The organism is Sphingomonas sp. KC8, from assembly GCF_002151445.1.
Taxonomy (GTDB): Bacteria; Pseudomonadota; Alphaproteobacteria; order Sphingomonadales; family Sphingomonadaceae; genus Sphingomonas_E.
Genome location: NZ_CP016306.1, coordinates 1,919,363 through 1,941,944, shown reverse-complemented (window position 1 = coordinate 1,941,944; position 22,582 = coordinate 1,919,363). Strand labels below are relative to the sequence as shown.

Sequence of the window (22,582 nt, the reverse complement as noted above, 5' to 3'; positions counted from 1 at the left end):
GGTAAATGGCTGAACTTACCCCCCTCGAATCCTTCCGCCAGGTGCTGGCTGGCACGGCGCGTGCGCTGGCGCATGAGCCGGAGGTTGAAGTCGGCTATACCGCTGACGCGCCGGTGACCTTGGGCAAGGCGATCAAGGTTCCGATGCCGGCGCGATCACTGCCGGTCGATCAGGTGGCCGAGGTGCGGGGTTTTGCCGATGGCGCGGCGCTCAGGTTGCGTCATCATAATGCGGCGCTGCATGCACGCGTCGCGCCGGCCGAGGCGGTGGCGCGCGCTGCGTTCGATGCGATCGAACAGGCGCGGGTCGAAGCGATCGGCGCGCGGGCGATGGCGGGGGTGCGCGCCAATCTGGGCCATGCGCTGGACGTGCGGCTGAAATCCGATCCACTGACCCGCGCCCGCACGCGGGATGAAGTGCCTTTGTCCTCCGCATTGGGGTTGATGGTGCGCGAGCGGCTAACCGGTGAGCCGGTTCCGCAGGCGGCGCAATATGGCCTGTCGCTGGTGCGCGACTGGATTGAGGAGAAAGCCGGTCACGATCTGGATGCGCTGGGCCTGACGCTGGACGATCAGGTGGCCTTCGCCAAACTCGCCACCCGCTTGCTCGAAGACCTTGAACTGGTCGACGGTGAAATGCTGCCCGATGACGAGCAGGAAGCGGGCGAGGAAGGCGAAGGCGACGATCAGGATCAGGGCGACGACGGCGACGACAGCGAGGATGACGGCGCCGGCCAGTCCGACGCGCCGATGGACGCGCGTGCCGAGGCCCGCGACGAAGCGACCGAGGATGGCGACAGCGTCGACATGAACGACGATGCGCAATCCGAAATGGAAAGCGATGACGGGGACGAAGGCGAGCAGGGCACGATGCCGATGCGGCCCAATCGCCCCCCGGCCGAACCGGGCCCGCAATTCGATTACAAGGCCTATGCCGCCGAATTCGATGAAGTCGTTACCGCGACCGAATTGTGCGAAGAAGAAGAACTGACCCGGCTGCGCGCCTATCTCGACCAGCAACTTGTGCATTTGCAGGGCGCGGTGACGAAGCTGGCCAATCGGCTGCAACGGCGGTTGATGGCGCAGCAGAATCGCAGTTGGGATTTCGATCAGGAAGAAGGCCTGCTGGATGCCGCGCGGCTGGCGCGCATCGTGATCGATCCCACCCATTCGCTATCCTACAAGGTCGAACGCGAAACCGATTTCCGCGATACGGTGGTGACCTTGCTGATCGATAATTCGGGGTCGATGCGCGGGCGGCCGATTTCGATCGCGGCGATTTCGGCCGATATCATGGCGCGCACGCTGGAACGGTGCGGGGTGAAGACCGAAATATTGGGCTTCACCACCCGCGCGTGGAAGGGCGGGCAGGCGCGGGAGAAATGGCTGGCCAATGGGCGGCCACCGGCGCCGGGCCGGCTCAATGATCTGCGCCACATCGTCTATAAGCGGGCCGACGAACCATGGCGGCATGCGCGCAAAAATCTCGGCCTGATGATGCGCGAAGGGCTGCTGAAGGAAAACATCGACGGCGAGGCGCTGCTTTGGGCGCACGACCGGATCATCGGCCGCGCCGAAGACCGCAAGATCCTGATGGTGATTTCGGATGGCGCGCCGGTGGATGATTCCACGCTGTCGGTGAACAGCGGTTCCTATCTCGAAAAGCATCTGCGGCAGGTGATTGCTTGGATCGAAAACCGCTCGCCGGTCGAACTGGTAGCGATCGGCATCGGCCATGATGTGACGCGTTATTATGCCCGCGCGGTGACGATCATGGATGCCGAACAACTGGGTGGCACGATGGTCGAGCAATTGGCCGGGCTGTTCGATACCGATACACGGGGGCGGTAGATAAAACAGGGGCCGGGATCCCTGGTGGAACCCCGGCCCAGCCCCCCGATACGCTACGCGAGGGGTACGCAACAGTTACGCAACTTTCAGGTCAGCAATCCCGGTCGATCGCGCGGCCGGCGAGGGCGCCGACACCCGCGCCGATGATCGCGCCGGTGGTGCCGTCACCGCGGCCATTGCGGCCATTGCCGATTTCGTTGCCGAGCAGGCCGCCTGCGATCGCGCCGATGATCGTGCCGCCGGTGCCCTTGTCGCGGCAGCGGCTGCCATAATGACGGCGGTCGTTATAATAGCCGCTATTGCCACGATAATAACCGCGGTCGCCGCGGTAATGGCCCCGATCCCCGCGATAATAGCCGCGATCGCCACGAACCTGCTGGTAATAGCCGTTGTCATAGCCATAACCACCGCCATAGCCGCGTGCTTCGGCGGATGCCGGGACCATGGTGGCTGCCGTCAGCGCTGCGACGGCGGAAAAAGCGATCGTCCTGAACATGACTGAACTCCTTGCCCGTTCTGTCGGCGCCGCCGGTGGGATCGGGATGCGATCCCGCCGCCAGCCTGTGTCGACTTCACAACCCTTATGCGGCGATTCGCGTGAGTTGTGGCTGAACGGACTTGTTGGCCTGCGTTCAGCTTGGAACCCGGTGGCCCGCCGGGCTAAGCTGTCGCGGATGCGAACCATATTGGCATTGGCGGCGGCCACGTTGATGGCGGGCGGGGCCAGCCCGTTGTCATCGGATGACGGGGCGGCGATCGTCGCGCGGGCGGTGCCGCTGGACCGCGACGATCCGGCGCGGGTGCGTGTGGGCGGGCTGACCTACATGGGCGGCTGGGTGCTGACGAGCGCGCACCGACGCTTTGGCGGGCTGTCTTCGCTGACGGTGGATGAAGGCGGCCTGCTGGGCCTAAGCGACAAGGGCGGGGTGTTCCGCCTCATCGCACAACACGGCCGTCCGCCGGCGGGGCATGGTGTCGGCGTCCTGCCCGATGGGCCGATGGCGGGCCGCGACAGCGAATCCGCAGTGCGCGGGCCGGACGGGACGCTGTGGGTGGGGTTTGAAGGGGTGAACGCGATCTGGCGCTATGATACCGCGCTATCGCGGACGACAGGCCATGTTGCTCCGCCTGCCATGGCGGACTGGCCACGCAATGGCGGGCCGGAGGCGATGGTGCGGCTGCCCGACGGGCGCTTTCTGATCTTTTCGGAGGACGGCGATGGGGGCAGCCTTGGCTGTCATGCCGCGCTGATCTTTCGCGGCGATCCAGTGGAGGGCGGCGCGGCGGAACGCTTCTGCTATCGGCCGCCCGCTGGTTATGTGATCACCGATGCGGTGCTGCTGCCCGACGGGCGCCTGCTGGCCCTCAACCGGCGTTATACGCTGCTGGATGGCGTTTCGGCGGTGCTATCGATCATCGACCGACACGCGATTCGCGCAGGCGCAAAGGTCGAGAGCCGCGAAATCGCGCGGCTGACTCCACCGTTGACGGTCGATAATATGGAGGCGCTGGCAGTGACGCAGGAAAACGGCCGGACAATCCTGTGGATCGCATCCGACGATAATTTCAGCCGCGCCCAGAGGACGTTGCTGCTGCGTTTCCGCCTCGATTGATCTGAAGTCGCGGGCGGAACGATCCGCCCGCGGAAAAGATCAGGCCGCGGCCTTCTTCGCGACTTCGCGCTTCAGGCGACGTGCGCGCAGCGACAGCTTGTCGTCGTTGGTCTTCAGCAGCCAGTTGTCGAGACCGCCGACATGCTCGACCGAGCGCAGGCCGTGCGTCGAAACGCGCAGCTTGACGCTTTCGCCCAGCGCATCCGACATCAGCGTCACATTCTGCAGGTTCGGCAGAAAGGTCCGCTTGGTCTTGTTGTTCGCGTGGGAAACATTGTGTCCCACCTGCCGGCCCTTGCCGGTCAGCTCGCAGATGCGCGCCATGTCATTTCGTCCTAGGTATACGGTTGCCCGGAAAGTGCGGGCGGATACCTGCCGTTGAGAGATTCGTCAACCGTGATGGCCGCGACGGCAGAGACCATTGATGCAACTCTTGGCCCGCACGCTTCGTTATAGCCCCGTTCCATGACGGACAAGGAGCGTGCAGCATGCGGAATGGTGTTCTTATCGTCCTGATCGCAATCGTCGCGATTGTCGGCGCCTTCGCGTTCGGCCTGATTGATATCAACCAGACCAAGGAAACCAGATTGCCCGAAATTGCCGTGGAGGGCGGGCAGGCGCCCGCGTTCGACGTGAAGACGGCGAAGGTGGATGTCGGTACGACAACCACCAGCGTGGACGTGCCCAAGGTCGAGGTCGGCACCACCAAGGAAGAGGTGAAGGTGCCGACGGTAGAGGTGAAGAAGGCGGAATAAATCCGATTCGATGGCAGCGCGAGGCCCGGTCCTGGCTGATCGGGACTCGCGCGCGGCAGGGCTGGGCGTTACATCCGCACGATGGTTTTTCCCCTGCCGGATCCGATGCGCCACGCCCTCGACCTCGCCCATGCCGCGGCGGCGGCGGGGGAGGTGCCGGTCGGAGCGGTGATGATGCGCGACGGCGTCGTCGTGGCGACTTCGGCCAACGCGATGCGCGGCGGGATTGATCCAACCGCCCATGCCGAAATGCTCGCGATTCGCCGTGCCGCCGAAGCAATCGGCAGCGAGCGGCTCGACCAATGCGATCTGTGGGTGACGCTGGAGCCGTGCGCGATGTGCGCGGGTGCGATCGCCTTGTCGAGGGTACGGCGGCTTTATTATGCCGCGCCTGATCCCAAAGGCGGCGCCGTGGCCCATGGCCCAATGCTGTTCAGCCAGCCGACCTGTCATCACCGTCCCGAAATATATACCGGCATCGGTGAGGGCGAGGCCGCGGCGATGCTGCGCGCGTTCTTCAGCGAGCGGCGATAGACCGAAAAAAAAGGCGCCCGGTGGCAGCGGGCGCCCTTGTTTGAGTGTCGCGTATGCTCGCCCGGCGTCAGCCGGTGGTGTCCTTGACGGGGACGATCTTGATTTCGACGCGGCGGTTCTGCGCGCGGCCATCGGGGGTGGCGTTCGAGGCGATCGGCTGGCTGGCGCCGAAGCCCTGCGTGCCGATGCGCGCGCGGTTCACGCCGCGGGTCGAGAGATAATCGGCCACCGATTTCGCGCGATTTTCCGACAACGGGATGTTGATCGCATCATTCCCGCTCGAATCGGTGTGGCCGTACACGTCGACATAGGTCTGGTTGTAGCTCGCCAGCGTCTGCGCGACTTGATCCAGGGTCGAACGGAAATGCGGTTCGATCGTGTAGCTGTTGGTGGCGAAGGTAATGCCCGACGGGATGTTGAGCAGGATTTCGTCGCCTTCGCGCTTGACCTCGACGCCGGTGCCGGCGGTTTTTTCGCGCAGTTCGCGTTCCTGCTTGTCCATATAGCCGCCGATCGCGCCCCCGGCGATCGCACCGATACCCGCGCCGACGATCGCTTCGGTGCGATTGTTGCGGCCGCCGACCAGCGCGCCGGCCCCCGCGCCCAGCGCTGTGCCGGCCAGCGCGCCGATCGCCGCCTTGGACAGCTTGCGCTCCCCGGTCACGGGATCGGTGGTGCAGGCTGTCGTCACCAGTGCCGCGAAGGCGAGTGTCACCCCGGTCAGCTTGGTTGTGATCCGCATGGAGAGTGTCCCTTTCCCTTGAATGATAGTGGCAAAACTTCTGCCATGGGGCGTTTGTTCCGCTGCCGTGCTGAACCTAACCTGATGCAGTTGTTGTGGACCAGCAAGATTCCGTTCTATGGGGGATCCGCGCCATGCCGCCAGATATTCCCCTCCAACCATTTCCTTGGGCCGATTGTGCGATCATCCTCGCGCTGGTCGCATTGAATGGTGTCTTCGCCATGTCGGAGCTGGCGATCGTCTCGTCGCGCAAGCCGCGCCTGGAAGCGATGGCCCGCGCGGGCCGTAAAAGCGCTCGCTGCGCGCTGGATCTGGCTGCCGATCCCGGAAAGTTCCTGTCGACCGTGCAGATCGGTATCACGCTGATCGGCATTTTGGCGGGCGCCTATTCGGGCGCGAGCCTAGGCGGGCCGGTGGGTGATCGATTGGCGTTGATCGGCGTGCCGCCTGCGGCTGCGGGCGAACTTGGATTCGGCCTTGTCATCGCCGTCACCACCTATTTGTCGCTGATTATCGGCGAACTGGTGCCCAAGCAGTTCGCGCTGCGGTCGCCTGAGCCGATCGCTGCGCTGGTCGCTTTGCCGATGCTGTGGCTGTCGAAGGCGACAGCGCCGGTCGTCTGGCTGCTCGACCGATCAAGCGCGCTGATTTTTCGTCTCGCCGGATTGAACCGCGAATCAGACAGCCATGTGACGGCGGAGGAATTGCACCTGATCGTCGCCGAAGCATCGAATGCCGGCGTGATTGAGGAAAGCGAGCGTGCGATCATTTCCGGTGTCGTGCGGCTGGCCGACCGGCCGGTGCGCGAAGTGATGACCCCACGCACCGAAATCGAATGGATTGACGCCAGCGTCGCCGCCGATGAGATTCGCGATCAGCTGCTGGCGATGCCGCACAGCCGGATGCCGGTGGCCGATGGGTCGGTCGACGAGATATTCGGGGTGGTGCAGGCGCGTGATATCGTCGCTGCGCTGCTGGCGGGCCGTCCGCTTGATGTGCGGGCCTTATCGCGGCCGGCGCCGGTGGTGCCTGATCAGATGGATGCGATGAACGCGCTTGAAGCGCTGCGCGAGGCGGCGGTGCCGATGGCGCTGGTCCATGACGAATATGGCCACTTCGAAGGCGTGGTGACGCCAGCCGACCTGCTTTCGGCGATTGCGGGCGAATTTGTGTCGGATCAGGGCGAGGGCGAAGGCCCGGCCTTGTTCGAGCGCGAGGATGGCAGCTGGCTGATTTCGGGATCGGCGGCGGCGGACATCATGGCCGAACGGCTGGGGCTGAGCCTGCCCGAAGATCGTGACTATGCGACGACCGCTGGTTTTGTGCTGTCGGTGCTCAAGCACCTGCCGATGGTCGGTGAGCGGTTTGTCGCCGATGGCTGGCAGTTCGAGGTGGTCGACATGGATGGCCGCAAGATCGACAAGCTGCTGGCCAGCCCGGACGGTGTGGCACGGGGCCGGTAAAATCCCTCGCCGGCATTCATCCGGCGCCCCGCAGCGGGGACGCCGGAGACATGGATATCAGCTTTCGCCCATCGGTTCCGACTGGAGCTGGATATAATTCTGGATACCCATGCGTTCGATCATGTCGAACTGCTTTTCGAGCATGTCGACATGATCTTCCTCGCTGTCGAGAATGTGGGCGAGCAGATCGCGGGTCACGAAATCGCGCACGCTTTCACAATATGCGATGGCGTCGCGCAGCAGCGGGATGCCTTCATTTTCCAGATCGAGATCGGCCTTGAGGATTTCTTCGACGGTTTCGCCGATCTTGAGACGGCCGAGAAGCTGAAAATTGGGCAGGCCATCCAGAAACAGGATACGTTCGGACAGCTTGTCCGCATGCTTCATTTCGTCGATCGATTCGCCATATTCGAACTTGGCGAGTTTCGACACGCCCCAATGTTCGAGCATGCGATAATGGAGGAAATATTGGTTGATCGCGGTCAGCTCATTCTTGAGCACCTCGTTCAAAAAGTCGATGACCTTGGGGTCGCCCTTCATGTCGAATCTCCGGATATGCGGGCGCAAGCATAACCGAAATGAGCCTGAAAATCACGGAAAAATGGCTGATTTCCGCCGTTTTTCAATGTGCAAGCGTTACGCAGTAGCGCGTTCGGATGCGATGATCTCGCGTGCGAATGGTACGCATTGACCGCACCGTGCGCGCCGACCGAGCGACGCATAAGCCTGACAGGGCGAATCATGGCCTGCGCGGGCCGCTGCCCGGACATCCTTTTCGCGTAACGCGTTGCAAACGCAAACGACCATCACCGTCTCTCCGTTCGTTGAGACGTTGATAGCGCTACTGAGAGTGCCTCGCAATATCCTGATTGCGGATCGGCTGTTTTTTCCCACGGGCGAGCGTGCGCCACAGCCATTCCAGCGGGCCGTAAGCATGGCGATCGAGCCACGGCTTGCTCCATCCCAGCATCAGCCCCCACATCGCCACGACCACGCCCAGCAGGGCGAAGCGATCGAGCCGGCCGAACATCCCCAGGCCATAGCCATAGAATAATCCGGTCATCAGCAGGCTGGAGCCGAGATAATTGGTGAAGGCGGCGCGGCCGGCAGCGGCAACGCGGGCGCGCAAGGCCGACGGTGGCCCCGTCAGCCAGTAAAGCGCGAGGGCCGCGTGGCCAAGCAACAGGAACGGGCGGGTGAGCGCGCCGAGGGGGAGGGCCGCGGCGAACATCATGCGGGCGTCGAAACCCGACAGCCAGCACCCCCACGCGATCAAAAGCGTGACCGGCAGGCCAATGGCATAACCAACCATTGCGACGCGGGCATATAGCAGGCGGCCCCACCCACCGGTGAGGAAGCCGCTGCGCAAACCCGCCATGCCGAGCAGCATCAGCCCGAGCGTTTCGGAACCGAACAGCAATGCCTGGGTGAACGGAAGCCCGCCCATCGTGGCGAAGCGATAGCCGACGATTTCCCAATAGCTGCCGCGAAAGGCCGCGAGTTCGCTGGCGATGGCGGCGGGCGCAGGGATGCCGAAGCCGTCCTGCAAGGCGCGTGCAGAGGCGCCGTCCGGCCCTTCGGCGAGCATGGCGGCGAGCAGGGTGAAGAAGATGATGGCCTGCAGGCCGATCAGGCCCAGCCCGGCGCGTACCAGCGTGCGGGTGGAGGCTTCGCTGAAGAACCATGCGGCACAGCCGATGGCGGCGTAGAGGACGAGGATGTCGCCGTGCCAGATCAGGTAGAAATGGACGAGGCCGAAACCGAACAGACATGCCATCCGCCGGAAATGTACCGAATCGCCATCCGCTCCGGCGACCCGCGCGCGCTGGAGCACGAGCAGCAGGCTCGCTCCGAACAGCATCGAGAACAACCCGCGCATCTTGCCATCGACCAGCACAAATTCCACCGCCCACAAGGCGATATCGGCCGTAGCGCCGGATCCATAAGCCAGCGGGTTGAAATAGGCCGCCTGCGGCAAGGCAAAGCCGGCGATGTTCATCAACAGGATGCCCATCACGGCCAGCCCGCGCAGACCATCCAGCGCGATCAGGCGCGGTGGTGGGGAGGGGAAATGATCAGTCATGCGGGCAGGATCGGTTTCATCGGCGGCGGCGTTGAATGGCCGCGCCACAACCGGCCGGGACCGGACTGCGCGGGGGTTAAGTTGAGGAAGTTGAGGATTGCCATCGCCGTCCGCCACGTCCCTTGAAGCGGCTGGCTGTAGCGGCGTGATTCGGGCTTGTCACAGGGGATGATCATGGCACGATTCGTTGCATGAATGCGCCTGTGTAGGACAGGCTTTATGGGGAAACGTGCGGGGGCGGATAAGGGGCCAGCGATGCACGCATGTAGACGGTCCCGCTCGCCCCACTGAGTGACTGGCGCGGGGATTGGCCGACGACTAAAGCAGGCCCAATGATCCGTATCACCGAATTGGCGCTGCCGCTCCACCATGCCGACGATGAAATCCCGGCAGCGATCTGCAAGCGATTGCGGATCACGCCGCGAGACTTGATCCGCTATGTCGTGGCCCGACGCGCGCATGACGCGCGCGACAAAACCGATATCCAGCTGGTCTATTCGATCGACCTGAACGTGAAGAACGAAGCGGCCGTGCTCAAGCGTTTCAGCCGTGATCGCAACGTCCAGCCAACACCCAACACGCATTATCGCCATGTGCGCCAGGCGCCGGTGGATGGACCGCGCCCGGTGGTGATCGGTGCGGGGCCGTGCGGCCTGTTCGCGGCGTTGATCCTTGCGCAGATGGGCTTTCGCCCCATCATCCTTGATCGTGGCAAAGTGGTGCGCGAACGGACCAAGGATACGTGGGGCCTGTGGCGGCGCAGCGAACTGAACCCCGAATCGAACGTGCAGTTCGGCGAAGGCGGCGCGGGCACCTTTTCCGACGGGAAATTGTACAGCCGGATCAAGGATCCACGGCATCTTGACCGCAAGGTTTTGACCGAATTCGTGAAAGCGGGCGCCCCGCCCGAAATCCTGACCGAAGCGCATCCCCATATCGGCACCTTCCGGCTGGTGACGATGGTCGAAAGCCTGCGCGAGACGATCGAGGGGCTGGGCGGCGAATATCGATTCTCCACCCGTGTCGACGGCCTCGACATCGCAACCGATGGGCAGGGCGGGCGGCGCATATGCGGCCTGCACCTGAGCAATGGCGACTATCTGGAAGCCAGCCGGGTGGTGCTGGCGATCGGGCATAGCGCGCGCGATACGTTTGCGATGCTTCGCGATGCCGGCGTGTATGTGGAGCCAAAGCCATTTTCGATCGGCGTCAGGATCGAACATCCGCAATCCTGGATCGACAAGGCCCGGTTTGGCAGGGACGCCGGCAACCCGATCCTTGGCGCTGCCGAATATCATATCTCGCACCACGCCAAGAACGGCCGCACGGTTTACAGCTTTTGCATGTGCCCCGGTGGCACGGTCGTGGCGGCGACGTCCGAGGTGGGCCGGGTCGCGACCAATGGCATGAGCCAATATTCGCGCAACGAACGCAACGCCAATTCGGGGTTCGTGGTCGCGATCGATCCTGCACGCGATTATCCGGGCGATCCGCTGGCCGGGATCGCGTTCCAGCGCCACTGGGAAACGGCCGCCTATGTTGCGGGTGGATCCAATTACAAGGCGCCCGCGCAACGGGTGGGCGATTTCTTGGCCGGCAGGCCATCGGAAACGCTGGGCATCGTCACCCCGTCTTATCGGCCCGGCGTGCAGCCGACCGATCTTGCGCAATGCCTGCCCGAGTTCGCGGTAGCGGCGATGCGCGAGGCGCTGCCCGTGTTCGGGCGGCAGATCGCCGGTTTCGATCACCCCGACGTCGTGATGACGGGGGTCGAAACGCGCACATCGTCGCCCGTGCGGTTCACACGCGGCGAGAATTTTCAAAGCCTGAATACGGCCGGGCTGTTTCCGGCGGGCGAGGGTGCCGGATATGCCGGGGGCATCCTTTCGGCGGCGGTGGATGGCATCAAGGTTGCGGAAGCGGTGGCGTTGAGCATCGGTGAGCCTGCGCCAGCGCCATGACGCTGATCCTGTTCAACAAGCCATATGGCGTCTTGTGCCAGTTCACCGATCGCGGGACCGCCGGATCGACCCGGCCGACTTTATCGGGGTTTATCGACGTGCCGGGGACGTATCCGGCGGGGCGGCTCGATTTGGATAGCGAAGGCTTGCTGCTGCTCACCGATGACGGCCGGCTGCAAGCGCGCATCGCCGATCCCAGGTTCAAGATGGCGAAGACCTATCTGGTCCAGGTTGAGGGCGACGTGGCGGAGAATGCCCTTGCCGCGCTTCGGCGCGGGGTTCGGCTGAAGGACGGGCTGACGCGTCCCGCTGAAGCTGAGCGCATCGCCGATCCTGAATTATGGCCGCGCGATCCGCCGGTGCGTTTTCGCAAGAGCGTGCCGGATTGCTGGATCAGGCTCACGATTCGCGAAGGCCGCAACCGGCAGGTGCGCCGGATGACGGCCGCGATCGGCCATCCGACCCTGCGGCTCGTACGCTGGAGCATCGGCGACTGGTCGCTCGATGGAATCCAGCCGGGCGAATGGCGATACCAGCCCGCTTGAACATCATCTTCGAAGGCGCCAGCCGCGTCCGCACCCGCAAGGGGGGGGAGGCTGCCCCGGTGATGGGGTGCACCATGCTCCCCCCTCGCGCCGCATGGCCGGGGGGAGCATGGTATCGACCAATCAGGCCAGTGCGGCGTCCGAACCCGTGCCCATCAGCGCGGGGAAGAAGCCTTCATGCGCGGTGCGCAGATCGGCCAGCGCCACGCCGGCAACAGTGGTGCCGCCGGTGGTGCCGATCCGGGTGACGGGCACGCCGGCAGCCACGATCGCATCCGGATTGCTGGTGGTGACGACGTAGCAGCCCTGATCTTCACCGAACGCGGCAGCCGCGCTGGTGATACCATCGAGGGTGGCGCCGATGCCGCAGGCGAGCGCCATTTCGGCAACCGCGACGAGCAGGCCGCCATCGGCGATATCGTGGACCGCGCTCACCTTACCATTGGCGATCAGCCTGCGAACAAGGTCGCCGGCCGCCTTTTCGCGCGCCAGATCGACCGGCGGGGGCGTGCCATCTTCGCGGCCATGCACTTCGCGCAGCCAGATCGACTGGCCGAGATGGCCGGCCGCTTCGCCGATCAGCAGGATCGCTTCGCCTTCGGCTTTGAACGCGATCGTGGCCGATGCCGACCAGTCTTCGAGCAGGCCGATGCCGCCGATCGCCGGGGTCGGCAGGATCGCCGAACCGCCGCCTGTCGCCTTGCTTTCATTGTAGAGCGAGACGTTGCCCGAAACGATCGGGAAAGCCAGCGCACGGCAGGCATCGCCCATGCCATCCAGGCAGCCGGTGAGCTGGGCCATGATTTCGGGGCGCTGCGGGTTGGCGAAGTTCAGGCAGTTGGTGACGGCAAGCGGCAACGAACCCACCGCCGACAGGTTGCGATAGCATTCGGCGATCGCCTGCTTGCCGCCTTCATACGGGTCCGCATAGCAATAACGCGGGGTGCAATCGGTGCTGATCGCGATGCCCTTGGGCGTGCCATGGACGCGCACGACGGCCGCGTCGCCACCGGGGCGCTGCACCGTATCGCCGCCGACCATGTGGTCATATTGCTCCCAGATCCAGCGCCGCGAGGCGAGATCGGGCGAGGCCATCATCTTGACCAGATCGGCGCCGAGATCGGTCGATTCGGGGACGGTGCCCAGCGGTGCGACCTTGGCCCACGCGGCATAATCGTCACGGCTGAGCGACGGGCGATCATATAGCGGGGCATCGTCGGCGAGCGGGGCGAGCGGGATATCGCACACCGTTTCGCCATTATGGACGAGGACCATGCGGCCGGTATCGGTGACGGTGCCGATGACAGCGAAGTCCAGTTCCCACTTCTTGAAGATCGCCTCGGCAAAGGCTTCCTTGCCGGGCTTCAACACCATGAGCATGCGCTCCTGGCTTTCGCTCAGCATCATTTCATAGGCGGTCATGCCCTCCTCGCGCTGGGGCACCATGTTCATGTCGAGGAGCAGGCCGACGCCGCCCTTCGACGCCATTTCGACCGACGAGGAGGTGAGGCCGGCTGCACCCATATCCTGGATCGCGACGATTGCATCCGACGCCATCAGTTCGAGGCAGGCTTCGATCAGCAGCTTTTCGGTGAAGGGATCGCCCACCTGCACGGTCGGGCGTTTCTCATCCGCATCCTCACCGAAATCGGCCGAGGCCATCGTCGCGCCGTGGATGCCGTCACGCCCGGTTTTCGAACCGACATAAACGATCGGATTGCCGACGCCCGAGGCCGCCGAATAGAAAATCTTGTCGGTTTCGGCGACGCCCACCGTCATCGCATTGACCAGGATGTTGCCGTCATAAGCGCGGTGGAAATTCACCTCGCCGCCCACCGTCGGCACGCCGACGCAATTGCCGTAGCCGCCAATGCCGTGGACGACGCCGGCGATCAGGTGGCGCATCTTGGGATGATCGGGCCGGCCGAAACGCAGTGCGTTCATGTTGGCGATGGGCCGCGCGCCCATCGTGAACACGTCGCGCAGGATGCCGCCGACGCCGGTGGCCGCGCCCTGATAGGGTTCGATGTAGGACGGGTGGTTGTGGCTTTCCATCTTGAAGATGGCGGCCTGGCCATCGCCGATATCGACGACGCCGGCATTCTCGCCCGGGCCGCAGATGACCCAGGGGGCTTCGGTCGGCAGCTTCTTCAGGTGGATGCGCGAGGATTTGTAGGAGCAATGCTCCGACCACATCACCGAGAAGATGCCGAGTTCCGTCAGATTCGGCTCGCGGCCGAGCGCGTGGAGGACGCGCTCATATTCTTCGGGGGACAGGCCGTGTTCGGCGACGATCGCGGGGGTGATCTGGGTCATGGGCGCGCCCTCTAGAGCAAATCGCGGCCGGTTTGAACCACCCGTCGCGCATATGGTGTCGTTGCGGCGTTTCGGATTCGACTCAACGGGCCGAATCGGGCATATGTTCTTACTATGTTCCTATAAGGAGGGTGCCATGGTGAAACCGAAGCCCGAAGGCTATCACAGCGTTACGCCTTATATCATCGTCGATGACGGCGCAGCCGCGATCGATTTCTACAAGGCGGCGTTCGGCGCGGTCGAAGTGATGCGCCTGCCGATGGGCGATCGCATCGGCCATGCCGAGGTGAAGATCGGCGATTCGCACGTCATGCTGGCCAGCGAATTTCCCGACATGAACGCGCTTGGCCCCAAATCGCGCGGCGGTACCACCGTCAGCTTGCTGATCTATGTGCCCGATGTGGACGCGGCGTTCGATCGTGCGATTGCGGCCGGCGGTGTCGCGGCACGGCCGGTGGCGGACCAGTTCTACGGCGATCGGGCGGGCACGCTGACCGATCCGTTCGGCCACCAATGGACGTTGGCGACGCATATCGAGGATGTTTCGGTGGAGGAGTGCCAGCGCCGGATGGCGGCGATGTTCACCTGAACGGGCGGGCAAGCGCACGCCGATATGAAACGAGCCGGGATATGAAAAGGGCCGGCGGATTGCTCCACCGGCCCGGCTTTAATGTGATTCGCGATGGATCGCCGTGGATCAGGCCTTGCAGCTCTGGCTGGGCTTGCCCGGCTGTTCGAGCGTGACGGTGGTGCCGTCGCCGACCAGCTTATAGCCTTCGGCGACGAATGCTTCGCCCTTGGCTGGTGCGGTCAGGCGGGTGGCGGCGCCGGTCTTTTCCGCACGCACGTCGGCGGAGGTGCCGTCGGCGAAGAAATCAACATAAGCGAGGCTGTTATCCTTGCAGCGATAGGTGCGGCTGGCCGTCAGCGCCGGCGGCAGCACCACCGGCGGGGCTTCCGCGACATTCTGCGCGTCGGGATCGGCCGGGCCGGCGACGACGGTTTCGGATTCCGAATTGCAAGCCGAAAGGGTGAGGATGGCCGCGAACGAGGCGGCCACGATGGTCAGGGGAAATTTTTGCATGGCGGTGCGAATTTTCGCGGCAGTGCAACGTTGCGTCAAGCCCGAGAATGGTAATGACCGTCCCGAAACGTTGCGTTTGACGCATGACCGGTGGAAAATCGCGACCAGCCGCCGGAAATGCGGATCGCGCCATCGCCCGCCCGCCGCCATCGCCGGGTGCCGCTGCCACAGCTTCGTCATCTGCCTGACGAAAAAGAAAAATATTTCATGGTTAACGATGGTTTCGCAAAAAGGGCGGGTGACGATCCCGTTCTGCGGAAAGGATCATCATGAAACATCTCTGCCTGATCGCGGCGCTGGCCGCCCCCCTGGCCGCCGCCCCGGCTTCGGCCGCGATCATCACCCCCGTCGGCGTGACCGCATCGAGCACCTTCTGGACCTATGACGTGTCCAATCTGATCAATGGCAGCGGCCTTGCGGACGGCGCCCACGACGGGAATTACAACAATGCGTGGATGACCGACACCACCGGCGAGCCGGCTTTCCTGATCTTCGACCTGGGGGCGGCCTATACCCTGTCGTCCGCGCTGATCTGGCAGTTCAACGTCGATTTCGGCCTCGATCGCGGGGTGCGCGACATCGCCGTGTCGCTGTCGGCCGATGGCGAAAGCTTCGTCGAAGCGGTGGCGGGATCGCTGGCGAAGGCGGATGGCCGGCCGGCTGCGGCGCAGCGGTTGGAACTGACGGGCGATGCGCGGTACGTGCGGCTCGACCTGCGCAACAATCATGGCGACCAATATACCTGGACCGGCCTGTCCGAAGTGCGGTTCGACGGAATCGCAGCGGCAGTGCCCGAACCCGCGAGCTGGGCGATGATGATCGGCGGGTTCGCCCTTGTCGGCGGCATGATGCGGCGCCAGCGGGCGACGGTTCGCTACGCCTGACGGCGGCGATGGTGGGGGCGGCCGAAGTTTCTCTGCGCGGGCGACTAGAGAAGCCTGCTTGCCGCAGGGCCGAACGCTCGGCTATCTCGCGACAATGGCCATAGCCCCCACCGCGCCGAACACCCTCGCGCTGATCGGCAACACTCCGCTCGTTCGCCTCAACGGCCCCAGTGCCGAAACCGGCTGCGAAATCCTCGCCAAGTGCGAATTCATGAACCCCGGTGGATCGGTGAAGGACCGGGCTGCCTTGTTCATGGTCGAAGACGCCGAGGCGCAAGGATTGCTCCAGCCCGGGGGCGTGATCGTCGAGGGGACGGCCGGCAACACCGGGATCGGCCTTGCGCTTGTCGGCAACGCCAAGGGCTATCGCACGATCATCGTGATGCCCGAGACGCAGAGCCAGGAAAAGAAGGACACGCTGCGCGCGCTGGGCGCCGAACTGGTGCTCGTCCCGGCGGCGCCCTATGCCAGCTCGGCCCATTTCGTTCACACGTCGCGCCGGATCGCGGAAGAAACGCCGAATGCGATGTGGGCGAACCAGTTCGACAATATCGCCAATCGTATGGCGCATATCCGCACCACCGCCGCCGAAATCTGGGAACAGACGGGTGGCAAGGTCGACGGCTTCACCTGTGCTGTCGGCACCGGCGGCACGCTGGCGGGCGTGGGCCTTGGCCTGAAGGAACGGCGCGAGGATGTGGTGATCGCGCTCAGCGATCCGCATGGCGCCGCGCTTTATAATTATTATGAAACGGGCGAGCTGAAGGCCGAAGGGTCGTCGGTTGCTGAAGGGATCGGGCAGGGCCGGATCACCGCGAACCTCGAAGGTGCGCCGGTCGACATGCAGTTTCGCATTTCGGACGCCGAAGGGCTGGAACAGGTGCACCGGCTGCTGATGGACGAGGGGCTGTGCGTCGGCCTGTCATCTGGCATTAATGTTGCCGGTGCCATAGCGCTGGCGCGCAGGATGGGGCCGGGTCATACCATCGTCACCATCCTGTGCGATTCGGGATTTCGTTATCTCTCAACGCTTTTCAACCCCGACTGGCTGACGCAAAAGGGGCTGGCGACGCCGCCCTGGCTGGCGCGATAAGGCGTTCGACAAGCGTGATGGGCTGCGTTAGGGTTCAGTTGAAGTGAATTGCGTTCGCCTTGGTTCCACTGGTGGAAGGGAATGAATGCAGCGGGTACGCATCGGTCTGACCGGGCTTGCCGGTGTCTTTGTGCTAGTCTTGTTCGCCGCCGCCTTTTTCGGCGTGGTCAGCGACGAACCGTTGGTGTCCACGGACGCGACGGGCAACGTCGTGATCGTTCAGGTGGATAATGCGCTTGCCGACGCCGGCCCGCCCAAGGAGCCATTGGCTGAACTGGGCGTGGCGCCTGGGGCTTCGCCTGAAGCAGCCCAGAATGTGACGCAGAATGACGTGGCGGCGTCCCCCGCCCCCGTGGCCCCCTGAACACGCGCCCGGCGGCCGGCGCGGCCGTCGTCCTGGCGGCAGGCTATGCGTTCGCGGAGATCGCGGGCGCGCTGTTGCTGATCTTCGCCGGGGGCCATGATCGCGCCGATTGGGCGCCGTTCGTCGCGGTGCGCCCGTGGCTTCTCCTGCTGTTGATGATGGTGCTGGCCGGCTGGCGCGCGCGTGCGCGGCTGGGCGCCACGCTTTTGGGGTTGGCGACGGCAACGCTGGGTGCGACGGCGTGGCTGGCGTCCCACGGCGATGCGGGGTTGGTGGATGCCGCGCGCGCCGGGGCGGCCGGCGTGGCGCTGGTCGGACTGTGCGAAATCCTGATCCGGCTGGCGCGCTGGGCCGGCGGCGGGCGCTGGCTGGCGGGCGCGCTGGGGGCCGGGCTGCTGCTGCCGGGCGCATTGGCCGGCTATGAACGCGCGGCGCTGGATCTTGCCGGGCCGCCGCCGCGGGCCATCCGCCCCGAGGTGATGGTACTGAGCGGGCTGCCCTTGTTGTGGAGCGAGGGCGGCGTCACCGCAACGCTGGCGGGGGGCGCGTCGCCGGCAAGCGTGGCGGAACTGGGCCGGGCCTACAGCTTGCGGCCACTGGCGACGGTGCAGCCCGATATGCTGGCGCGTGGCCGGCTGCTGCTGATCGCGCAGCCGCGGATCGATGCGGCGGGGCTGGTGGCGATCGATGCGTGGGTGCGCAGCGGGGGCAGGGCGCTGATCCTGAGCGATCCCGATCCGCGCTGGCCATCGCGCCTGGCGCCGGACGATCCCGCCCGCCCGCCGGGTTCAGCGCCGCTGGCGCCGCTGCTGGCGCATTGGGGGCTGACGCTGGCCCCCGATCGCGCGATGCCGCTGGGAATGCGGACAATCCGCTGGGCGGAGCAGGATTTCCGCATTCGCCCCGGTGCACCGGGACGGCTGACCGCGCAGGATCGCGCCTGCCGTGTCAGCGGCGGGGGGCTGATCGCCGATTGCGCGATCGGGGCGGGCCGGGCGGTGGTGCTGGCGGACAGCGACTGGCTGATCGACGATCTGTGGGTGGGCGTGGGATCGCATGGGACCAGCCGTTATCGCCGCACCGCGGACAATGGCCCGGCGCTGATCGCTGTCCTCGACGATCTGGGCGGGGCGGCGGACAAGCAGGGCGCGGGCGCTGTGCTGTGGATGGAATCGCCGCAAGCCGGCTGGCGGGGCGCGGCATGGGCCTTTGCGCCTTGCCTGTTGCTGCTTGGCGGCGGGCTGTTGATCCGTCGCCGCGCCATCCATGCAACAGTTGTCACGAAATCCCAACAAACTTATCCACAGCCTGCCAACAGGCACAAAGGAGGAACAACGGCGGATTCGCGTGCCCGCGACAGTTAAGCGGCCCAAAACGACCCACTGGAATCCACAGCATTCCCATCCAGTGGTATTGAAAACCATCTGATCCCCTGATACCCCGACAGCACTCCGGGGCGCGGGGACGATTCCATCATTTCGGGACCTGCGCTGGGGAGTATCGCGACGGCGTGTGCGGGGATTGGCCCTGGCTCCGTCGCATCGGGGTCTTGGGGCGTGGAAATCAGGGACTTTTTCCACGGTAGTGCGCTGAACGGGGTGGACGCGAAGGGCCGCGTCTCGCTCCCCGCACCCTTCCGCACGGTCATTGACCGCCGCACGCATCGCGCCCTGATGCCCGGCGAATTTCCGTCCTCCGAAAAGTTCATCCTGCTTGGCGAGCATGAACGCCTGCCCTGCCTGCAGGGCTTCGACCCGGCTTATTCCCCCGAACTGCACAGCTATGTCGGCCAGCGCGTGGATGGGCGCGATGATGGCATGGACCGCATGTCGGCGATGGATTTCGAACAGATGGACGTGTTCGGCGCCTATCTGCAGGCCAATTACGACGATGCCGGCCGCATGGTGCTGTCGCCGATGTTCCGCGCGATCGCCGAACTGGATGGCCTGGCCTTCTTCCTCGGCGCGGGTGCCACGTTCCAGATCTGGAACCCCCACAAATTCCTGGAGCATTGCCAGGACAAACCCCGCGTCGTGCGCGCGCTGGAATTCATGCTCAAGGAAAAGGGGGCCAAGGCATGACGCTGCCGGCCACCGATCCCCGCCACGATCCCGTGCTGCTGGCCGAAGTCGTCGCCGGCCTTGCCCCTGCCCCGGGCGAGGTGATGGTTGACGGCACGTTCGGCGCGGGCGGCTATTCGCGCGCGCTGCTGGCGGCGGGCGCGACGGTCTATGCGTTCGACCGCGATCCCGATGCGATCGCCGAAGGCCAGCCGATCGTGGCCGCCAATGATGGCCGGCTGGTGCTGATCGCCGACCGCTTTTCGCGGATGGGCGAGGCGCTGGCCGAACGCGGCGTCGATGCGGTGGACGGGGTGACCCTGGATATCGGCGTGTCGTCGATGCAGCTTGACCGCGCCGATCGCGGCTTTTCGTTCCAGGCGGACGGCCCGCTCGACATGCGCATGGAACAGGACGGCCAGAGCGCCGCCGATTTCGTGAACGAGGCCGACGAGGCCGAGATCGCCGACGTGATCTATCTGCTGGGCGAAGAACCCCGTTCGCGTCGCGTTGCCCGCGCGATCGTGGCCGCGCGCCCGATCACCCGCACCGGCGAGCTGGCCGAAATCGTCCGCCGCGCGCTGGGCCACAAGCCGCATGAGAAGAAGGACCCGGCAACGCGGACCTTCCAGGCGATCCGCATCCACCTGAACCGCGAACTGGAAGAGCTGGAAGGCGGCCTGGCCGCGGCCGAACGCGTGCTGGCCCCCGGCGGGCGGCTTGCGATCGTATCCTTCCATTCGCTGGAAGACCGGATCGTCAAGCGGTTCCTGAAGGAACGCAGCGGCGCCATGCCGGCGGGATCGCGCCATCTGCCCATCGCCGCGCAGGCCGGCCCGGCTGCGACCTTCGAAGCCGTCGGCAAACCCATTCGCGCCGGGGAAAGCGAGCTTGCCCGCAACCCCCGCGCCCGTTCCGCCACGCTGCGCGTCGCCCGTCGCACCGCCGCGCCAGCCTGGCCCGTTTCGTACAAGGGAGTAAGATCATGATAGCCGCCGCGCGTTTCCGTTCCGTACTGTGGGTCGCCGCAGCGTCGACGGCGGGCCTGGGCTGCTATCTCGTGACGCAGGGCGTCGCGGCGGAGCGGGCCGAACTGGCGCGCACCGAACGCGCGATCTTCGCCAACCGCATCGCGATCCGCGACCTGGAAACCGAACTGGGCACACGCGCCAGCATGGCGCAGCTGGAACGTTGGAACGTGCAGGTGCTGGCGCTGAAGGCGCCCGAAGCGCGCCAGTTCGTGAACGGCAATGTCCAGCTGGCCAGCCTGGGCATGGCCGTGCAGCCGGCGATGACGGCCAAGCTGGTGCAGGTCGCCGCGACGAAGCCGGCAACCCCGCCACCGCCCGCCACGCCCGACGTGCCCGAAACGGCTGAACCGCTGCTGCGCCACGCGACCTATGTGAAGCCCGCGCCCGATCGCGTCGCCCAGCTGGAGCAAAAGATCTCCGCGCGCGGCGAACGGCTGCTGAATGCCGACGCGCTGGCCGAACTGGGCCGGATCGCCCGTACCGAGCGGGGAACCGGCAACCAGTGACGGCGGTGGCCGCCTCGCGCCAGCCCATCCGCGTTGCCGGCCAGCGCGAAACAGACATCGCCGTCGCCCATATGCGGCTGATGGTGGTGCTGCTGGCGTTCGTCTTCGTCACATTGCTGATCGCCGCCAAGCTGGCCTGGATGGCGGCTTCGTCCGAACCGGCGGGGCGCCATGGCGGGCAGGGCGGATCGCTGACGGTGCGCGCCGACATCATCGATCGCAACGGCGTGCCGCTGGCGCGCAACTTCGATGCCTGGTCGATCGCAATCCACCCCGACAAGCTGATCGGGGATCCGCGCGCCATCGCGCCGCAACTGGCCGCGCTGATGCCCGAACGGACCGAGGCGCAATATCTGGCGATCCTGCGGTCGGGCAAAAGCTTCGTCTATCTGCGCCGTCGCGCGCTGCCCGAACTGGTACGCGCGGTGAACGCGATCGGCGAACCGGCGATCGCATTGGGCCGCGAACCCGAACGGCTATATCCGCAAGGCGCGCTGGCAGCCCATGTCGTGGGGTTCACCAACCTCGATGGCAGCGGCGCGGCCGGGCTTGAGCGCGAATATGACAAGCGGCTGACGACCGGGCCTGGCCGCAATGAACCGTTGCAGCTGTCGATCGACGCGCGCGTTCAGCAGGCGCTGGAATCGCAGCTGAGCGAAGCCATGGCTCATTTCAGCGCGATCGGTGCTGCGGGGATCATCATGGACGTTAAGACCAGCGAGGTGCTGGCGCTGACATCCCTTCCCGAAATCAATCCCAATGCCCCCGGCAAGGCATCGCCCGAGGCCGGGTTCAACCGCGCCACGCTGGGCGTTTACGAACTGGGATCGACGTTCAAGCCGTTCACCGTCGCGATGGCGATGGACGTTGGCACGGTCACCAGCTTTGGCGATCTGTATGATTGCCCGAAGGGGCTGAAGGTCGGCCGGTTCACGATCACCGATACCCATCCGTTCGGGCGCCGGTGCAGCGTGGCCGAAATCATGAAGGAATCGTCCAATATCGGCACCGCGCAGATCGCGGCCGAAGTGGGCGCGCAGCGGCAGCGCGCCTTCCTGAAGAATATGGGTTTCCTTGAACCGGTGTCGATCGAATTGGGCGAACGCGGCCGCACGCTTTCGCCCGGCGCGAACTGGGGCGAGATCGCGACGATGACGGTGGGCTACGGCCACGGCATCGCGGTGACGCCGCTGCATCTGGCGACCGGCTATGCCACCATGTTCAACGGCGGGATCTGGCGCCCGGCGACGTTGCTGAAATCCGGGCCGAACCATCCCGTGCCTGCGGGCCGCCGGGTGTTCACCGAACAAACCTCGCTGCAAATGCGATCGCTGCTGCGGCTCGTTGTCACCAACGGCACCGGCAAGAATGCCAATGCGCCCGGCTATCGCGTCGGTGGCAAGACGGGTACGGCGGAAAAGATCCTTGGCGGGCGTTATACCCATGGCGCGGTGGTCACCACCTTCGCCGGCGTGTTCCCGATGGACGAGCCGCGTTATGTGGTGATCGTGATGCTCGACGAACCGAAGGGGACCAAGGAAACCTTCGGGTTCCATACCGCCGGCTGGAACGTTGCCCCGGTGGTGAAACAGGTTGTCGCCCGGATCGGCCCGCTCTTGGGCGTGGCGCCGGACGAAGGCCGCGATGTGGATCTGACCGACGTGCTGCAGTACGTTCGTCCCGAAAAAGGCAAGTAGG

General features: G+C 65.1%; 25 protein-coding genes and 2 pseudogenes. 18 read left to right on the top strand and 9 right to left on the bottom strand.

Going from position 1 to position 22,582, the window contains the following annotated elements:
- The first annotated feature begins 5 nt into the window (after positions 1–5).
- Entirely contained in the window at positions 6–1,850 is a 1,845-nt protein-coding gene (gene cobT / locus KC8_RS09210) for a cobaltochelatase subunit CobT (RefSeq protein WP_010125540.1), read from the top strand.
- A 91-nt stretch (positions 1,851–1,941) separates the two neighbouring features.
- Here the strand turns inward: cobT and KC8_RS09205 are convergent, their stop codons facing one another.
- Positions 1,942–2,346, bottom strand: coding sequence for a glycine zipper 2TM domain-containing protein (locus tag KC8_RS09205; RefSeq protein WP_010125542.1), 405 nt, complete (start codon positions 2,344–2,346; stop codon positions 1,942–1,944).
- A 178-nt stretch (positions 2,347–2,524) separates the two neighbouring features.
- Here KC8_RS09205 and KC8_RS09200 point away from each other — a divergent pair, with 178 nt between their 5' ends.
- On the top strand, positions 2,525–3,463 hold the full coding sequence (locus KC8_RS09200; protein WP_050805405.1) for an esterase-like activity of phytase family protein: 939 nt from the start codon (positions 2,525–2,527) through the stop codon (positions 3,461–3,463).
- A gap of 39 nt (positions 3,464–3,502) precedes the next feature.
- Here the strand turns inward: KC8_RS09200 and rpmB are convergent, their stop codons facing one another.
- Positions 3,503–3,787, bottom strand: a complete 285-nt coding sequence (gene rpmB / locus KC8_RS09195) for a 50S ribosomal protein L28 (protein WP_010125546.1) — start codon at positions 3,785–3,787, stop codon at positions 3,503–3,505.
- Positions 3,788–3,951: 164 nt separating this feature from the next.
- Here rpmB and KC8_RS09190 point away from each other — a divergent pair, with 164 nt between their 5' ends.
- Both KC8_RS09190 and KC8_RS09185 read left to right on the top strand, forming a co-directional pair.
- The gene (locus tag KC8_RS09190) at positions 3,952–4,218 is read left to right on the top strand and encodes a hypothetical protein (protein ID WP_010125548.1); all 267 of its coding nucleotides are present in this window, start codon (positions 3,952–3,954) and stop codon (positions 4,216–4,218) included.
- A 105-nt stretch (positions 4,219–4,323) separates the two neighbouring features.
- Positions 4,324–4,752, top strand: a complete 429-nt coding sequence (locus KC8_RS09185) for a nucleoside deaminase (protein WP_010125550.1) — start codon at positions 4,324–4,326, stop codon at positions 4,750–4,752.
- A 67-nt stretch (positions 4,753–4,819) separates the two neighbouring features.
- Here the strand turns inward: KC8_RS09185 and KC8_RS09180 are convergent, their stop codons facing one another.
- A complete protein-coding gene (locus KC8_RS09180; RefSeq protein WP_010125552.1) occupies positions 4,820–5,494 on the bottom strand; it encodes an OmpA family protein in 675 nt (224 codons plus the stop codon).
- A gap of 134 nt (positions 5,495–5,628) precedes the next feature.
- Between KC8_RS09180 and KC8_RS09175 the strand changes: the two genes are divergently transcribed.
- Positions 5,629–6,957, top strand: a complete 1,329-nt coding sequence (locus KC8_RS09175) for a hemolysin family protein (RefSeq protein ID WP_010125554.1) — start codon at positions 5,629–5,631, stop codon at positions 6,955–6,957.
- Positions 6,958–7,014: 57 nt separating this feature from the next.
- Here KC8_RS09175 and bfr read toward each other — a convergent pair whose 3' ends face one another.
- The 4 genes from bfr to KC8_RS20295 form a co-directional block, all read right to left on the bottom strand.
- Positions 7,015–7,497, bottom strand: coding sequence for a bacterioferritin (gene bfr / locus KC8_RS09170; protein WP_010125556.1), 483 nt, complete (start codon positions 7,495–7,497; stop codon positions 7,015–7,017).
- A 96-nt stretch (positions 7,498–7,593) separates the two neighbouring features.
- On the bottom strand, positions 7,594–7,764 hold the full coding sequence (locus KC8_RS09165; protein WP_010125558.1) for a (2Fe-2S)-binding protein: 171 nt from the start codon (positions 7,762–7,764) through the stop codon (positions 7,594–7,596).
- A 34-nt stretch (positions 7,765–7,798) separates the two neighbouring features.
- Positions 7,799–9,040, bottom strand: a complete 1,242-nt coding sequence (locus KC8_RS09160; RefSeq protein WP_037496154.1) for a DUF418 domain-containing protein — start codon at positions 9,038–9,040, stop codon at positions 7,799–7,801.
- Complete coding sequence (locus tag KC8_RS20295) at positions 9,037–9,216, bottom strand: hypothetical protein (protein ID WP_157663910.1); 180 nt, start codon at positions 9,214–9,216, stop codon at positions 9,037–9,039. Before KC8_RS20295 ends, KC8_RS09160 begins: the two co-directional genes overlap by 4 nt.
- Before the next feature lie 156 nt (positions 9,217–9,372).
- On the opposite strand from KC8_RS20295, the gene KC8_RS09155 reads away from it, so the two are divergent.
- Both KC8_RS09155 and KC8_RS09150 read left to right on the top strand, forming a co-directional pair.
- A complete protein-coding gene (locus KC8_RS09155) occupies positions 9,373–11,001 on the top strand; it encodes an NAD(P)/FAD-dependent oxidoreductase (protein WP_010125561.1) in 1,629 nt (542 codons plus the stop codon).
- Positions 10,998–11,546, top strand: coding sequence for a pseudouridine synthase (locus KC8_RS09150; protein WP_010125562.1), 549 nt, complete (start codon positions 10,998–11,000; stop codon positions 11,544–11,546). Before KC8_RS09155 ends, KC8_RS09150 begins: the two co-directional genes overlap by 4 nt.
- 123 nt (positions 11,547–11,669) lie before the next feature.
- On the opposite strand, the gene purL is transcribed toward KC8_RS09150, so the two are convergent.
- Positions 11,670–13,862: a phosphoribosylformylglycinamidine synthase subunit PurL gene (gene purL, locus KC8_RS09145; protein ID WP_010125564.1), complete on the bottom strand. Its 2,193-nt coding sequence runs from the start codon at positions 13,860–13,862 to the stop codon at positions 11,670–11,672.
- Positions 13,863–13,998: 136 nt separating this feature from the next.
- On the opposite strand from purL, the gene KC8_RS09140 reads away from it, so the two are divergent.
- The gene (locus tag KC8_RS09140; protein WP_010125565.1) at positions 13,999–14,451 is read left to right on the top strand and encodes a VOC family protein; all 453 of its coding nucleotides are present in this window, start codon (positions 13,999–14,001) and stop codon (positions 14,449–14,451) included.
- 108 nt (positions 14,452–14,559) lie between these two features.
- On the opposite strand, the gene KC8_RS09135 is transcribed toward KC8_RS09140, so the two are convergent.
- Positions 14,560–14,946 (bottom strand): hypothetical protein, encoded by a 387-nt coding sequence (locus KC8_RS09135; protein ID WP_010125566.1) that lies wholly within the window; start codon positions 14,944–14,946, stop codon positions 14,560–14,562.
- 90 nt (positions 14,947–15,036) lie between these two features.
- Between KC8_RS09135 and KC8_RS09130 the strand changes: the two genes are divergently transcribed.
- From KC8_RS09130 to KC8_RS09090, 10 genes and pseudogenes are all read left to right on the top strand, one after another.
- Positions 15,037–15,219: a hypothetical protein gene (locus KC8_RS09130; protein WP_010125567.1), complete on the top strand. Its 183-nt coding sequence runs from the start codon at positions 15,037–15,039 to the stop codon at positions 15,217–15,219.
- A pseudogene (locus tag KC8_RS20290) lies at positions 15,216–15,668 on the top strand (discoidin domain-containing protein); the annotation flags it as partial. The gene KC8_RS09130 and the pseudogene KC8_RS20290, both read left to right, overlap by 4 nt.
- 54 nt (positions 15,669–15,722) lie before the next feature.
- Positions 15,723–15,830, top strand: a pseudogene (locus KC8_RS20635) (PEPxxWA-CTERM sorting domain-containing protein); the annotation flags it as partial.
- Positions 15,831–15,924: 94 nt separating this feature from the next.
- Positions 15,925–16,923, top strand: coding sequence for a cysteine synthase A (locus KC8_RS09120; RefSeq protein ID WP_010125569.1), 999 nt, complete (start codon positions 15,925–15,927; stop codon positions 16,921–16,923).
- 85 nt (positions 16,924–17,008) lie between these two features.
- On the top strand, positions 17,009–17,287 hold the full coding sequence (locus tag KC8_RS09115) for a hypothetical protein (protein WP_010125570.1): 279 nt from the start codon (positions 17,009–17,011) through the stop codon (positions 17,285–17,287).
- 74 nt (positions 17,288–17,361) lie between these two features.
- Entirely contained in the window at positions 17,362–18,651 is a 1,290-nt protein-coding gene (locus KC8_RS09110) for a hypothetical protein (protein ID WP_010125572.1), read from the top strand.
- A 192-nt stretch (positions 18,652–18,843) separates the two neighbouring features.
- Positions 18,844–19,368: a division/cell wall cluster transcriptional repressor MraZ gene (locus KC8_RS09105; protein WP_010125573.1), complete on the top strand. Its 525-nt coding sequence runs from the start codon at positions 18,844–18,846 to the stop codon at positions 19,366–19,368.
- Complete coding sequence (gene rsmH, locus KC8_RS09100) at positions 19,365–20,336, top strand: 16S rRNA (cytosine(1402)-N(4))-methyltransferase RsmH (protein WP_010125575.1); 972 nt, start codon at positions 19,365–19,367, stop codon at positions 20,334–20,336. Before KC8_RS09105 ends, rsmH begins: the two co-directional genes overlap by 4 nt.
- Positions 20,333–20,884 (top strand): hypothetical protein, encoded by a 552-nt coding sequence (locus KC8_RS09095; RefSeq protein WP_010125576.1) that lies wholly within the window; start codon positions 20,333–20,335, stop codon positions 20,882–20,884. The genes rsmH and KC8_RS09095 overlap by 4 nt, the downstream gene beginning before the upstream one ends.
- Positions 20,881–22,581: a peptidoglycan D,D-transpeptidase FtsI family protein gene (locus tag KC8_RS09090; protein WP_010125578.1), complete on the top strand. Its 1,701-nt coding sequence runs from the start codon at positions 20,881–20,883 to the stop codon at positions 22,579–22,581. Before KC8_RS09095 ends, KC8_RS09090 begins: the two co-directional genes overlap by 4 nt.
- Position 22,582 lies beyond the last annotated feature (1 nt).

Excerpts from the sequence above, each read along its gene's own strand:
- cobT (WP_010125540.1), top strand. The coding sequence starts at position 6 with ATGGCTGAACTTACCCCCCTCGAATCCTTCCGCCAGGTGCTGGCTGGC.
- KC8_RS09205 (WP_010125542.1), bottom strand. The coding sequence starts at position 2,346 with ATGTTCAGGACGATCGCTTTTTCCGCCGTCGCAGCGCTGACGGCAGCC.
- KC8_RS09200 (WP_050805405.1), top strand. The coding sequence starts at position 2,525 with ATGCGAACCATATTGGCATTGGCGGCGGCCACGTTGATGGCGGGCGGG.
- rpmB (WP_010125546.1), bottom strand. The coding sequence starts at position 3,787 with ATGGCGCGCATCTGCGAGCTGACCGGCAAGGGCCGGCAGGTGGGACAC.
- KC8_RS09190 (WP_010125548.1), top strand. The coding sequence starts at position 3,952 with ATGCGGAATGGTGTTCTTATCGTCCTGATCGCAATCGTCGCGATTGTC.
- KC8_RS09185 (WP_010125550.1), top strand. The coding sequence starts at position 4,324 with ATGCGCCACGCCCTCGACCTCGCCCATGCCGCGGCGGCGGCGGGGGAG.
- KC8_RS09180 (WP_010125552.1), bottom strand. The coding sequence starts at position 5,494 with ATGCGGATCACAACCAAGCTGACCGGGGTGACACTCGCCTTCGCGGCA.
- KC8_RS09175 (WP_010125554.1), top strand. The coding sequence starts at position 5,629 with ATGCCGCCAGATATTCCCCTCCAACCATTTCCTTGGGCCGATTGTGCG.
- bfr (WP_010125556.1), bottom strand. The coding sequence starts at position 7,497 with ATGAAGGGCGACCCCAAGGTCATCGACTTTTTGAACGAGGTGCTCAAG.
- KC8_RS09165 (WP_010125558.1), bottom strand. The coding sequence starts at position 7,764 with ATGGTCGTTTGCGTTTGCAACGCGTTACGCGAAAAGGATGTCCGGGCA.
- KC8_RS09160 (WP_037496154.1), bottom strand. The coding sequence starts at position 9,040 with ATGACTGATCATTTCCCCTCCCCACCACCGCGCCTGATCGCGCTGGAT.
- KC8_RS20295 (WP_157663910.1), bottom strand. The coding sequence starts at position 9,216 with ATGATCATCCCCTGTGACAAGCCCGAATCACGCCGCTACAGCCAGCCG.
- KC8_RS09155 (WP_010125561.1), top strand. The coding sequence starts at position 9,373 with ATGATCCGTATCACCGAATTGGCGCTGCCGCTCCACCATGCCGACGAT.
- KC8_RS09150 (WP_010125562.1), top strand. The coding sequence starts at position 10,998 with ATGACGCTGATCCTGTTCAACAAGCCATATGGCGTCTTGTGCCAGTTC.
- purL (WP_010125564.1), bottom strand. The coding sequence starts at position 13,862 with ATGACCCAGATCACCCCCGCGATCGTCGCCGAACACGGCCTGTCCCCC.
- KC8_RS09140 (WP_010125565.1), top strand. The coding sequence starts at position 13,999 with ATGGTGAAACCGAAGCCCGAAGGCTATCACAGCGTTACGCCTTATATC.
- KC8_RS09135 (WP_010125566.1), bottom strand. The coding sequence starts at position 14,946 with ATGCAAAAATTTCCCCTGACCATCGTGGCCGCCTCGTTCGCGGCCATC.
- KC8_RS09120 (WP_010125569.1), top strand. The coding sequence starts at position 15,925 with ATGGCCATAGCCCCCACCGCGCCGAACACCCTCGCGCTGATCGGCAAC.
- KC8_RS09115 (WP_010125570.1), top strand. The coding sequence starts at position 17,009 with ATGCAGCGGGTACGCATCGGTCTGACCGGGCTTGCCGGTGTCTTTGTG.
- rsmH (WP_010125575.1), top strand. The coding sequence starts at position 19,365 with ATGACGCTGCCGGCCACCGATCCCCGCCACGATCCCGTGCTGCTGGCC.
- KC8_RS09095 (WP_010125576.1), top strand. The coding sequence starts at position 20,333 with ATGATAGCCGCCGCGCGTTTCCGTTCCGTACTGTGGGTCGCCGCAGCG.